This is a genomic window from Streptococcus cameli (assembly GCF_053207365.1).
Window position 1 is genome coordinate 728,580 of record NZ_JBRUIM010000001.1, and the last position, 13,120, is coordinate 741,699.

The following is a 13,120-nucleotide window of genomic DNA, read 5'->3' on the forward strand; positions in this document are numbered from 1 at the left end:
TAATGGAAAAAATTGTTGTTCAAGGCGGTAACAACCGTTTGACAGGTGAGGTCACGATAGAAGGGGCTAAAAATGCAGTCTTGCCCTTGCTTGCGGCTACTATTTTAGCCAGTGAAGGACAAACTGTTTTAAAGAATGTCCCAATTTTATCAGACGTATCAACCATGAACAATGTCGTACGTGGGTTAGGGATAGCTGTTGCATTTGATAAGGAAAATAACCAGGTCACAGTTGATGCCAGTGGTACAATCGGTAGTACGGCTCCTTATAAGTATGTGAATAAGATGCGGGCTTCTATTGTCGTTTTAGGTCCGATTTTAGCTCGGAATGGGTATGCAAGAGTGTCCATGCCAGGCGGTTGTACGATTGGTAGTCGTCCGATTGACCTGCATTTAAAAGGTTTGGAAGCTATGGGGGCTGCCATTACTCAAAATGCTGGGGATATTGAAGCCAGAGCGGATCAATTAAGAGGTGCTCATATTTACATGGATTTCCCAAGTGTTGGAGCCACTCAAAATCTGATGATGGCAGCAACTCTAGCAAGTGGAACAACCGTTATTGAAAATGCAGCGCGTGAGCCTGAAATTGTGGATTTGGCAAATTGTTTGAATAAAATGGGGGCTAATATCAAGGGAGCTGGAACAGATACTCTGACGATTAAAGGGGTGGAGCGTCTGCATGGAACAGAACACAACGTGGTCCAAGATCGCATTGAAGCTGGAACCTTTATGGTTGCAGCGGCCATGACAGGTGGCGATGTTTTGGTCAAAGATGCCATTTGGGAGCACAACAGACCCTTGATTTCAAAGATGATGGAAATGGGAGTCTCTGTCTCTGAGGAAGAAGCGGGGATCCGCATTCAATCTCAGGTAGACAAATTAAAACCTGTAACTGTAAAAACGCAGCCACATCCTGGATTTCCAACAGATATGCAGGCGCAGTTTACAGCCCTCATGGCAGTTGCTAATGGTGAATCAACCATGATTGAAACAGTCTTTGAAAATCGATTCCAACACCTCGAAGAAATGCGTCGTATGGATTTGCATTCTGAAATTTTGCGAGATACAGCTATTATTTCAGGCGGTGGAAAATTACAAGGGGCAGAAGTTATGTCTACGGATTTGCGTGCCAGTGCAGCTCTTATTTTAGCAGGTCTGGTTGCATCAGGAGAAACAGTTGTTGGCCGTTTATCGCATTTAGATCGTGGTTATTATCAATTTCATAAAAAACTACAAGGCCTGGGCGCTTCTATTGAACGAGTGGCAAGTGAGGAAGACGATGAATAAAGAAAACTTACAGTATGTTGGAAGACAATTCTTATTGGTTCTTGCTATTATTCTATTAGCTTTTATTGTCTTTGTACTCGGCTTAATGGTCGGCTACGCTGTTGTTGGTGATGGTGAAAAAGCCACAGCCATTTTGTCCTTGACCAAATGGCAAGAATTAATCAGTAAATTTACAGGAAAGTAGGGTAACCTACTTTTTATTTGGAGAAACCATGTCACAAAAACGAATCAATAAACAAAAAACAAGCTTGATTAGCTTATTGGTTGCTGTACTTCTCTTAGTAGGAAATGCTGTTTTTCCTCAAGTTTCAGAATTGTTTGTAGGAGAACAAGAGCGCTCTTACTACGTCAACCAATCCAAAACAAGCGAATCAACGCCTTCTAAGGAACTAGCATCCAGTGTACTGACAGAATCCGTACAAAAACAAGTAGGAAAGTCCATTGAGTGGAATGGTGCCGGCGCCTTTATCCTCAATGGGAACAAAACCAACTTAAATGCCGATGTGGCAAGTGCGCCGTATGCAGATAACAAAACCAAGACTGTTCAAGGCGAAACAGTGCCTACTGTGGCGAATGCTCTGCTTGCAAAATCGACCCGCCAATACCGTGACCGCAATGAAACAGGACAAGGCCGAACGGATTTTAAACCGGCAGGCTGGCATCAAGTGCATGATTTACCCGGAGAATATGACCATGCTATTGACCGTGGGCATCTTTTGGGTTATGCTATTACAGGCGGTTTAGCTGGCTTTGATGCATCCATGAGCAACCCTGAGAACATTGCTGTTCAGACAGCTTGGTCAAACCAAGCAGATGATAGCTGGTCGACAGGGCAAAACTATTATGAAACACAGATTCGAAGAGCCTTGGACAAGAACAAACGTGTTCGTTACCGTGTCACGCTGATTTATGCGGAAGAAGAAGATTTGGTCGCCATAGGCAGACACCTAGAAGCTAAATCAGCTGATGGAAGTTTAGAATTTAATGTTTTTATCCCAAATGTTCAGTCTGGTCTTTCCATCAACTACCAGACAGGGGAGATAAGTGTGAATCAGTAGAGAATTCTGCTTGTCAATGATAGTGAAATCTGATAAAATAGCATTATTGATATGTTTTATTGCATTTGTGAAAAACAATCACTTAATCACACAATTAAATAGGATCTGTGAGACTAGTAACTAGAGGGAACTTTAAAAGGGAGGTAAGCCGTGACTGCAAGCTTACTAAAGGAAAGCCTAGCCAATTCACTCACCAAAGGATCAGAAATCAAGGTCTGGCTTGTCAGATGAAAACGGATGGTACCGCGTGTCAACGCTCCGCTAAAGGAGCTTTGACATGCGTTTTATTTTGGAGGAAATATGTCAACAATTGAACAACAACTGGCTACATTACGCCAAGAAACACTAGAAAAATTGGAATCATTACGCCACGATAACCAAAAAGAATTACAAGAGTTAAAGGTTTCTGTTTTAGGGAAAAAGGGCTCATTAACAGACTTATTAAAGGGCTTAAAAGATTTATCCAACGAAATGAAACCCATTGTCGGTAAGCAAGTAAATGAAGTCCGGGATGTATTAACCAAGGCTTTTGAGCAACAGGCAGAGCTTCTAGAGCAAGAAAAAATCAAGGCACAATTGGCTCTGGAATCTCTAGATGTCACGCTACCAGGTCGTACCATCAATACAGGTTATCGCCATATTTTAACTAAAACGTCTGAAGAAATTGAAGATATTTTCTTGGGCATGGGCTTCCAAATTGTAGATGGTTTTGAAGTTGAAAAAGACTATTATAATTTTGAACGAATGAATCTACCAAAAGATCACCCTGCCCGTGATATGCAAGATACTTTCTACATCACAGAAGAAATCTTGATGCGGACCCATACCAGTCCTGTTCAAGCACGAACCATGGACCAGCATGATTTTTCAAAAGGGGCCCTCAAGATGATTTCCCCTGGACGTGTCTTTCGTCGGGACACCGATGATGCGACCCACAGCCACCAATTCCACCAAATCGAAGGATTGGTCGTTGGCGAAAATGTCTCCATGGGGGATTTAAAAGGCACGCTTGAGTTGATTATCAAGAAGATGTTTGGGGAAGAACGCCAAATTCGCTTGCGTCCGTCTTATTTCCCATTTACAGAACCATCTGTCGAAGTGGATGTCTCCTGCTTCAAATGTGGTGGCAAGGGCTGCAATGTCTGTAAGCAAACGGGCTGGATTGAAATCCTTGGCGCTGGAATGGTACACCCACGTGTTCTTGAGATGTCTGGGATTGATGCGACCAAGTATTCAGGATTTGCCTTTGGTTTAGGGCAAGAACGGATTGCTATGCTCCGCTACGGTATCAATGATATTCGCGGTTTTTACCAAGGCGATGTTCGTTTCTCAGAGCAATTTAAATGATAAAGGGATAAAACATGGATAAGGCACTGCATATCAAACAAGTAAAACTTGAAGAAGTTGAACTTCTTCGCAAATTGGCGATTCAAACCTTTGAAGAAACGTTTGGTCAAGATAATACCCCAGAGCAGTTGCAGGAATTTTTTGATAGAAATTATTCCACAGAGAAATTAAGAGCCGAAATTCAAGATCCAGAGAGTCAAATTGATTTTTTGATGCAGGATTCGGTGCCTGTTGGATTTTTAAAAGTCAATTGGGGGACTACTCAGACGGAGCAAGAATTAGAAGATGCCATTGAAATTCAACGAATTTACATTCTAAAGGCTTATCAAGGACAAGGATTGGGAAAAGTTCTGTTTGAACATGCCATGTCCATTGCTGATAAATCACAGCATAAATGGGTCTGGTTGGGTGTCTGGGAGCACAATGTAAAGGCTCAAGAATTTTATAAAAAATATGGATTTGAAAAATTCGGAGAACACCAGTTTTTAGTTGGCGATAAAGTTGATACCGATTGGTTGATGAAAAAGGCGCTGAAATAGGGAAGGAAAACATGTTAGTAAGTTACAAATGGTTAAAAGAATTGGTCAATTTCGATGCGACCAGTCAAGAATTAGCAGAAAAAATGTCGACAACTGGAATCGAAGTGGAGGGGGTTACCTCACCAGCTTCCGGTTTGTCCAAAATTGTGGTTGGAGAAGTGGTTTCTTGTGAGGATATTCCAGAGACCCATCTTCATCTTTGTCAAGTCAATACTGGCGATGAAGAGCTTCGTCAAATCATCTGTGGTGCGCCAAACGTTCGTGCAGGTATTAAGGTGATGGTGGCTCTTCCTGGAGCTCGTATTGCAGATAATTACAAGATTAAAAAAGGGAAAATTCGTGGCTACGAATCGCTTGGTATGATTTGTTCTCTGGGAGAATTAGGGATTTCTGATGCGGTTGTGCCAAAGGAATTTGCAGACGGCATTCAAATTTTGCCAGAAGAAGCTGTTCCAGGAGAGGAAGTTTTCTCTTATCTTGATTTAGATGATGAAATTGTTGAATTATCTATCACGCCAAACCGTGCGGATGCCTTGTCCATGCGTGGAGTTGCGCATGAAGTGGCAGCCATTTTTGGTAGCCAAGTCCAATTTGAAACAGTAGAATTAACAGAAAGTAGCAAAGCGGCAAGTGACCTCTTAGAAGTGGACATTGAATCGGACAAGGTTCAAACCTATCAAGCACGTGTGATTGAAGGCGTGACGATTGCACCTAGTCCACAGTGGCTGCAAAACCTCTTGATGAATGCTGGGATTCGTCCGATTAACAACGTGGTGGATGTGACCAACTACATTCTCCTCTACTTTGGTCAGCCGATGCACGCTTTTGATTATGACAAATTTGACGCTCAAAAAATTGTGGCTCGACAAGCGCGTGCAGGAGAAAAACTTGTCACATTGGATGCCGTTGAACGGGAACTAATTACAGAAGATATTGTGATTTCAGTTGGCGACCAAGCAGTGGCACTTGGTGGTGTCATGGGGGGAGCAGATACCGAAATCACTGCTACTTCCAAAACAGTTGTGCTAGAAGCAGCTCTTTTTGAAGGCAAATCCATTCGGAAAACCTCTGGTCGTTTGAACTTGCGTTCTGAAAGTTCTTCTCGTTTTGAAAAAGGTGTCAATGTAGCAGATTTAGGCCAAGCTCTTGACACAGCAGCGGCCATGATTGCAACCTTAGCTGGCGGAGAAGTCTTATCAGGTGTGGTAGCTGCGGGTGAAGTTGACATCGATCCTGTTCCTGTATCAGCCAAAATCAGCTATGTGAATCGTTCCTTGGGGACTGATTTGGATTATGCTGCTATTGCAAGTATCTTTGCCAAATTAGGTATGGACATCTCAGGAAACGGAGAAGCATTCACCGTTCAAGTTCCCCGTCGTCGTTGGGATATTGCTATTCCAGCAGATTTGGTGGAAGAGATCGCCCGTATTTATGGCTACAATAACCTTCCGACGACACTTCCAAAAGAAGATGGCACAGCCGGTGAATTGACAGAGACCCAAAAAATCCGTCGCCAAATCCGTCATCTAGCAGAAGGAGCTGGCCTAACTGAAATTGTGACCTATGCTCTAACAACACCAGAAAAAGCAGTAGCCTTTAGCTACCAACCAACACAAGTGACAGAGTTGATGTGGCCAATGACAGTGGACCGCTCGGTTCTCCGTCAGAATATGGTGTCTGGTATGCTAGATACGGTAGCATATAACGTTGCCCGTAAGAATAAAAATTTAGCCTTTTATGAAATTGGCAATATCTTTGAACAGACTGGAAATCAAAAAGAAGATTTGCCGCAAGAAATCAGTAAATTTGCTCTTGCTATAACAGGTCTGGTGACAGAAAAAGATTTCCAAACTCCAGCTGTTGCAGTTGATTTCTTCTATGCAAAAGGGATTCTAGAAACCATTTTTAGCAAGTACAATCTAAGGGTGGATTTCCGTCCAACAAGTGCCATTTCCAGTCTTCATCCAGGTCGGACCGCTCTCTTGTATATGGAAGAAGAATACCTCGGTTTCCTTGGGCAAGTCCACCCTCAGACAGCTAAGGAATATGGCATTCCTGAAACTTATGTAGCTGAAATCAATCTCGGTCTGTTAGAAGCTTCTCTGTTAGAAGAAGTGCTATTCCAGGAAATTTCGAAATTCCCTGTTATGACCCGAGACATTGCTCTTCTCTTAGATGAGACGGTTAGTCATAAGGACGTTCTAGGAGCGATTGCACAAGCCAATGTGAAACGCCTAACGAATGTGAGTCTATTTGATGTGTATGCTGGTGCCAATATTGAAGTTGGTAAGAAATCGATGGCTTATAGTCTAACCTTCCAAAACCCATCTGATAATCTCACAGATGAGGAAGTAACTGGCTATATGACCAAGATTATTAAAAAATTGGAAGAACTCGGAGCAGAGATCCGATAAAAGAAAGTAAAGTAACTTCACTGTTGAAACATCTCGATCATTGCCTTTTGGATTAGTTGTGTAACTAGCAACTGTTCAAGGTCTAAAAAAAGACAGAAACCTGATGGTATCTGTCTTTTTTGTTTGTCTTAGGCCAAGTAAAAGGGAGCAATTTCAATAGATGGAAATCGTTCTGAAACGCGATTGGTGATTTCTTGGTAGGCTACTTTTAGCTGGCTAATTTTTTCAGGTTCATCTCGACCAATAAAATCCAAATTTCCCTCAATTTCAATGAAGAGACTATGAAATTGGGCATTGATTGTCATTAAATCTGCTAGCAATTCAGGCTCTTTTTGGAGAAAATCAGGAATAGACTGCGAGTCCGCAAAATCATCTGTTTTTAAACTAATTGGAAAGGTGCCGTATTCTAAACAAAGCTCGTACATGGATTGACCTACTTTCTTTTTCTTCATTGTATCAAATCTTCTCTCAAAATGAAAGCTGAGCAGTTTAAGAAATGTTTAACCTTTCTTTCAGATTTCTTTAATAGTTGAAAGCTATACTAAGCTTGTCAAAAAGAAAGAAGGAAACACAGATGAAAACACGGATGATTCAAAAACAATTTAAACGCATGGAAAGCAAGTATATTTTGGACAAAAGCACATTTCTGCAAATGAAAAAAGAATTGGAGCAGTACATGCAGTCAGATGAATTTGCAGCATCGACCATTACCAATATTTACTTTGATAATCAGAATTTTGATATCATCCAAGATTCGATTGCAAAGAAAAATGGTCGTGAAAAAGTTCGAATGCGGATCTATGATGCCCGGCCAAGTGCAACCAGTCAAGCTTTTTTAGAAATTAAAAAGAAAATTGACAAAGTAGGCTACAAATACCGCCTGACCTCCAATCCAAAATCTGTCCTAAACTATATTGAAAAAGGGATGGTTGATGCAACGATTAAAGATGAGCAAGTCACATTTGAATTACAAGAGTTACGAAGTCGGTATGGTACCTTAAAACCGATGATGTATATCTATTATGACCGTTTATCTTTTAAGGGAAAAGAGGATAAAAAAGTTCGCTTAACCATTGATCAACATTTACTGTATCGGGCAGAAAATGTTTCCGTACAAGAACACCAATATGGTAATACTCTGTTGAGTCCAGATAAGGTCATCATGGAAATAAAAGTCCCTGATCAGCAACCAAAGTGGCTAGTGGCTCTATTAGAAAAATACCAGATCGAAAAGAAATCGTTCTCAAAATACGGGAATGCCTATCGCTTGCACCAAGAGAGTCTAGGAGGTGAGACCCTTGCAAACAGAATTATTTAGCAGTATTTTTACAACAACAAATGTTACGGTTACCTTGAGTCAGGTCTTGGCAACCTTGGTAACGAGCTTATCAATGGGCTTGCTCTTAGCCTTTGTCTACAAATACAAAACCCAGTACAGCAAGGAATTTGTCGTTACCTTGGCTTTGTTACCAAGCTTGATTGCCATTATTATCTTTTTAGTCAATGGAAATCTTGGAACCAGTGTGGCAGTAGCAGGAGCCTTTAGTCTCATTCGCTTCCGGTCTGCAGCGGGTTCGTCAAATGAATTGCTTGCAGTCTTTTTAGCAACCGCTATTGGCCTTGCAACAGGTATGGGATTCTTGCTACTAGCTATTTGTTTTACTGTTCTATTGTCGTTTTTAATGGTTTTGTTGGAAAATGTGCCATTTCTTCAGCCTAAGGCAACAACACGTCATATTCTATTGACGGTACCAAAAGAATTTACCTATGACCACTATTTTGAAGATATTTTGGGATCAGCCTGTAAACAATCAGAGTTGCTGTCTGTCCATTACAAAAAGAAAAAAGAAGTCTTGGTGTTAGAGTACGTTCTTAGCGTCACAAAGAATACAAGTGACCATGCTATTATTGAGAAAATCATGGCCACTAATCCAGTTGATGTTGTTCTACACCACCAGATTCCTAAGAAAAAACGGTTATAAAATTTATCAAAAAAGACGATAGTCAATCTTAATGCTATCGTCTTTTTGTTATTTTTATTTGTAAAATCCTCTTTGGTAGGAGCGGTTGTATTCTTGAAAGTTTTTGTCATGAAGAAGGCTGGCAGCATGATTGGCCCAGTTGGCGTTTTGTAGAAGTCCACGACCAATTTGGATGAGGTCAGCTTGTTTTGACCGCAAAATCTGTTCGGCTAATTCAGGAGACTGAATCAATCCAACAGCAGTAACTGGGATAGACACTACTTGTTTGATGCTGTTGCTAAATGGTACTTGGTAGCCAGGGTAAATGGGAATGTTAGGTGATTTTTCAATGAGACCGCCTGTTGAAATATCCAAAGCATGGACACCATCTCTCTCTAGCCATTGTGCAATGGTTTGCCAGTCTGTCAGAGTATTTTCCTGGCCGCTTTCATCGTAGGCCGTAAGAGATAAACGGATCCATAGAGAGCCAGAAAACACTTCTTTGACACCTGTAACGATTTCTTTGAGAAGGCGGTAGCGGTTTTCCAGACTTCCTCCGTAATCATCTTGTCGCTGATTGATTAATGGTTCGAGAAACTGGTGCAAGAGGTAACCGTGGGCTGCATGCAGCTCGAGCATATCAAAGCCAGCATCTTGCGCCCGTCTTCCCCCATCAATAAAGGCTTCTTTCACACGCTCTATATCCTGTAAGGTCATTTCTCTTGGAAGCCCAAAATCATCATTGTAGGCAAGGGCAGAAGGTGCGATTAGATCAACCGCATCTTGTGCTTTCCGTCCTCCATGGTTGAGTTGGATTCCAACCTTACTTCCAACTTGGTGGAGATTGGCTACTAATTCCTGGAGTGGCTGCACATGCTTGTCTGACCAGATACCTAAATCGCGATTGGTGAGACGCCCATCGGGCTCGACAGCAGTTGCTTCGAGAATAATCAATCCAACTTGCCCGATGGCTCTGGCACCATAATGGGCTTGGTGAAAGAAAGTTGGAAAGCCATCTTCTTTGTGTACTTCGTACATGCACATAGGTGGCATGACAATACGATTCTTGAGTTCCAATCCAGCAATTGAAACGGGTGATAATAATTGCGACATAGAAACCTCCTTTACAATACCCTTATCATAGCACAAATTGCTTCTGATTTCTGTTTTTTGAAACGGTCAATAAAAAACGACAACTAGGTGAGTTCTAGTTGCCGCTCCTGGTCAGGAATCAGATGTGATTTAGTTTGAGAAGAATTTTTCAGCGATTGCTTGTCCTTGTTTGATTTTGGCCCATTGTTGTGGAGTAGCCAATTCATTTCCTGAATCACAAGATGTAAATCCACATTGATGAGACAAGAAGAGGCGGTCTTTTGGTAAAATTTGGCTAGCTTCTTCTAATAATTGCAAGGCCCGTTCTTCATCATCCAAATCAGTCGTTTTTGAGGAGAGAAGGCCAAGGACGACCTCGGCGTCACTATCTTTCAATGCTTCGAGTGCTTTTAAGTCTCCAGCAACTTCGCTATCCCACTCAAGGAAAAAGCGGTCGTATTTTTGCTCCTTCAAGAACTTGGTCGCAATGGCTTCGTAGGTGCCACCTGTTGCTGAACGGCTTTCATAGTTACCACGGCAATTGTGCGTCCAGACGGTCAAACCTATTTCATGGGCGTAGTCGATGACTTCATTGTTGATGGCCACAAACTCATCAGCTAATCCAGCAAGGGCTTCACTGCCTAAACCAGTAAATGGAGAAAGGGGATTGGTTTCGTCAAAGAGTTCCCATAGACAATCATCGAATTGAACAATTTTACCACCGATTTCTTTGTATTCAGTCAGGAATTCTTTATAAGCATTGATGAGTCCTGCCTTCAATTCCTCATTGGTTTTATAGACTTGGTCTTCGCCAGATAGGCCATCAAAGATTGCCAATTCTGTGTAAGCATGGGCAGGTCCCCAAATGGTTTGTTTGGTTTCTTGGTCTCCAGCTTCAGCTTGGACCAATTTGTAAATCTCTAGGAAGTGGTGACCTTTTCCAGAGAGAGGTTCTGTAATACGAATACCGATATCTTTTCGTGTTTCAAAAGCACCGTCTTCCTCATCTTGGAAAGTATAACCATGTTCTGCAATGTAACGCTCAATGCCTTTTAAGCCCCAAACGAAGTCCAAGTGCCACATAGAACGACCGAACTCACCATCAGTCAAAACATCGATGCCATTTTCTTTTTGATCCGCAATGATTTGTTTGATATCAGCCGTTTCGGTTTCTTGGTAACCTGGAAGGGCATCGTAGAAGGGGTACTGGATATCATCACGGTGTTCGATTTCTGTTTTGTATTTGCGTAAGTTAGCAGGACGTAGGAGAGAACCTACCAATTGAAATTTAGATGTTGTCATAAGTTACTACCTCATATCTTTGTGATGTTCTTATTTTATCCTAATTTTTTGGCTTTGAAAAATAGTTATTTTAAAAGGGAGGGTATAGAGAATGCCTATATATTAACTGGTAAACTAGATTTTCTTTTAACATTTTTAAAACTTTGTTATAATACGAAAAAGGAGAAAACAGATGAGAGACAATCATATCCATAGCAACTACTCGTATGATTCCAATGAAACATTAGAAAATTACCTGAAGAATACGAGTGGTGAAATCATCACAACGGAGCATTTTGACTTGTCTAATCCCTATACAGGGCAAGATGATGTTCCAGATTATGTTACTTATAGTCAAGAGATAGAGCGACTCAACTCTCTTTACGGCAATCGTTTGAAAAAAGGGATTGAAATTGGTTACTATCAACCACGTGAATCCGAGATATTGGACTTTTTAAAGGACAAAGAATTTGACTTAAAACTTTTGTCTGTTCACCATAATGGAAGGTATGACTATTTGCAAGATGAGGTCTTGCAACTGGATAAAGGGGAAGTGATACGAGATTATCTAGCACGTTTGGAGTATGCGATTGGGCGTGTCCCAGCAGATGTTTTAGCACACTTTGATTATGGTTTTCGGAAATTTGAGCTGTCGGTTGCTGACTTGTCTCATTATGAAAAGGAGCTTTGCCGTATTTTTCAAAAAATGATAGAACAAGATTTGGCTTTTGAAATCAATACAAAATCGATGTACCTTTATGGGAATCAGGACCTGTATGTCTATGCACTTGGTCTGCTGAAAAATTTAGGTTGTCAGAAATATTCAATAGGGTCTGACGCCCATAAGATGGACCATTTTTGTCTGGGATTTGAAGACGCTTATTCATTGTTAGCATCACTTGGTATCTCAGAAGAAGAGATTATTTCCTGATGGCTCATCTTGTGGGAATAGGCTTTTTTTGCTATACTCAATCTAGATAGGAGATTAAGATTATGGCATTTGTATTAAACGAAGAAATGGTTGAAAAAATGGTTGCTGAGGTGAATGAAGCCAATCCAGCCTTTCAATTTGACTGGAAAAACTATGCGTTTGCGACGCATCCAAACGGGCGTTCCTCTACTAACCACATTTTTTTGGAAAACCATACATATTTCGGGATTATTGAAATTGGAACCTTTGATGTTTCTCAAATTACGGATTTTGAGTTGATTGAAAAAAGTGAAATCCAAGGGCTCAAGGTCCGAAAAGGTCTCTTGAATATTGTTTTAAAAATTCGGACCTACAATGGTGAATTTTATAAGTTCTATCTCAATAAAAAAGGAAGCAAACGCTTACCGCTTCATTCAGAAAATGTAGAAAAATATTGGGAGCATTTTCAGAATGATTTTGTGCACCAAACCGATATGAAGGACCGCAACTCGTCAATTGGAAATCGTTTATGGAGCATTTTAGCTTGGATTATTGGGATTCCAGTTGGTATTGCTGTTGGGGTTTTAACGGATACCTATATTCTGGGAGCAATTGCTTGGATTGTGTGCGCCTTTGGTATCGGGTGGTTAGCAGAGCGTTTTGAAATCGGTAGTGCTAAGCGCAAAGACAAGGCCTTTTTCCAAGAAGTAGAAGGATTGACTGCTCAGTATGCCCAAGGTGATCCAGCGATTTATTACCATGAATTGAAAAAAATTCAACATCTGCCACAAACCCCAATCTATCAAGCACAATATTACCAAATGCTGATTTCGTTAGCCTATGAATTAGATAAATTGGATGAAGGGAAAGAGTATTTGACTCATTTCCCACGTCGCTACTCCGAAGGGACAGAGAATTTGTACCAAGGACTGGTTAATCTTTTGGCAACTCCTAAAGAAATTCCAAGTCCAGAATTTGTGGAAGAAGCGGATGCTTTGGCATCAGAACCAACATTATCAGAAGAAGTCCCAGAAGCTGTTATCCTAGAAGAAGCAACGTTATCTGATCCAGAAGAAGCAGGTTTAGAAGAAATGGCACCAATCACCAGTCCGGAACTACCAACAGTTGAGGAGTCTCATGTTGTGGAAAATCATTTTGAATCCGGTATCGAATAAGAGAAAAGACAAGCATGAGCTTGTCTTTTTGTGGTATAATGGAAGATGACAAAATTT

The 13,120-nt window shown here is 41.1% G+C and carries 13 protein-coding genes; 10 read left to right on the forward strand and 3 right to left on the reverse strand.

The features are described from left to right. Positions 1-2 precede the first annotated feature (2 nt). The 6 genes from murA (at position 3) to pheT (ending at position 6,644) form a co-directional block, all read left to right on the forward strand. Positions 3-1,286, forward strand: a complete 1,284-nt coding sequence (gene murA / locus ACVR1I_RS03665; RefSeq protein WP_447443005.1) for a UDP-N-acetylglucosamine 1-carboxyvinyltransferase — start codon at positions 3-5, stop codon at positions 1,284-1,286. Beyond that, positions 1,279-1,470, forward strand: coding sequence for a DNA-directed RNA polymerase subunit beta (locus ACVR1I_RS03670; protein ID WP_447442689.1), 192 nt, complete (start codon positions 1,279-1,281; stop codon positions 1,468-1,470). Before murA ends, ACVR1I_RS03670 begins: the two co-directional genes overlap by 8 nt. A 28-nt stretch (positions 1,471-1,498) precedes the next feature. Continuing rightward, positions 1,499-2,344 (forward strand): DNA/RNA non-specific endonuclease, encoded by an 846-nt coding sequence (locus ACVR1I_RS03675; protein WP_447442690.1) that lies wholly within the window; start codon positions 1,499-1,501, stop codon positions 2,342-2,344. A 300-nt stretch (positions 2,345-2,644) separates the two neighbouring features. Next, the gene (gene pheS, locus ACVR1I_RS03680; protein WP_447442691.1) at positions 2,645-3,691 is read left to right on the forward strand and encodes a phenylalanine--tRNA ligase subunit alpha; all 1,047 of its coding nucleotides are present in this window, start codon (positions 2,645-2,647) and stop codon (positions 3,689-3,691) included. Between the two features lie 14 nt (positions 3,692-3,705). Continuing rightward, positions 3,706-4,230 (forward strand): GNAT family N-acetyltransferase, encoded by a 525-nt coding sequence (locus ACVR1I_RS03685; RefSeq protein ID WP_447442692.1) that lies wholly within the window; start codon positions 3,706-3,708, stop codon positions 4,228-4,230. An 11-nt stretch (positions 4,231-4,241) separates the two neighbouring features. Continuing rightward, positions 4,242-6,644: a phenylalanine--tRNA ligase subunit beta gene (gene pheT, locus ACVR1I_RS03690; RefSeq protein ID WP_447442693.1), complete on the forward strand. Its 2,403-nt coding sequence runs from the start codon at positions 4,242-4,244 to the stop codon at positions 6,642-6,644. A 128-nt stretch (positions 6,645-6,772) separates the two neighbouring features. Here pheT and ACVR1I_RS03695 read toward each other — a convergent pair whose 3' ends face one another. Beyond that, entirely contained in the window at positions 6,773-7,096 is a 324-nt protein-coding gene (locus ACVR1I_RS03695) for a hypothetical protein (protein ID WP_447442694.1), read from the reverse strand. 122 nt (positions 7,097-7,218) lie between these two features. Between ACVR1I_RS03695 and ACVR1I_RS03700 the strand changes: the two genes are divergently transcribed. Beyond that, positions 7,219-7,962 (forward strand): polyphosphate polymerase domain-containing protein, encoded by a 744-nt coding sequence (locus ACVR1I_RS03700; protein ID WP_447442695.1) that lies wholly within the window; start codon positions 7,219-7,221, stop codon positions 7,960-7,962. Continuing rightward, positions 7,943-8,626 (forward strand): DUF4956 domain-containing protein, encoded by a 684-nt coding sequence (locus tag ACVR1I_RS03705; protein ID WP_447442696.1) that lies wholly within the window; start codon positions 7,943-7,945, stop codon positions 8,624-8,626. Before ACVR1I_RS03700 ends, ACVR1I_RS03705 begins: the two co-directional genes overlap by 20 nt. Positions 8,627-8,680: 54 nt before the next feature. On the opposite strand, the gene ACVR1I_RS03710 is transcribed toward ACVR1I_RS03705, so the two are convergent. Continuing rightward, on the reverse strand, positions 8,681-9,718 hold the full coding sequence (locus ACVR1I_RS03710; protein ID WP_447442697.1) for an NADH:flavin oxidoreductase/NADH oxidase: 1,038 nt from the start codon (positions 9,716-9,718) through the stop codon (positions 8,681-8,683). Between the two features lie 129 nt (positions 9,719-9,847). After that, positions 9,848-10,999: a cobalamin-independent methionine synthase II family protein gene (locus ACVR1I_RS03715; protein ID WP_447442698.1), complete on the reverse strand. Its 1,152-nt coding sequence runs from the start codon at positions 10,997-10,999 to the stop codon at positions 9,848-9,850. A 172-nt stretch (positions 11,000-11,171) separates the two neighbouring features. On the opposite strand from ACVR1I_RS03715, the gene ACVR1I_RS03720 reads away from it, so the two are divergent. Both ACVR1I_RS03720 and ACVR1I_RS03725 read left to right on the forward strand, forming a co-directional pair. Beyond that, positions 11,172-11,909 (forward strand): PHP domain-containing protein, encoded by a 738-nt coding sequence (locus tag ACVR1I_RS03720; protein WP_447442699.1) that lies wholly within the window; start codon positions 11,172-11,174, stop codon positions 11,907-11,909. Positions 11,910-11,971: 62 nt separating this feature from the next. Next, positions 11,972-13,063, forward strand: coding sequence for a hypothetical protein (locus tag ACVR1I_RS03725; protein ID WP_447442700.1), 1,092 nt, complete (start codon positions 11,972-11,974; stop codon positions 13,061-13,063). Positions 13,064-13,120: the final 57 nt, after the last annotated feature.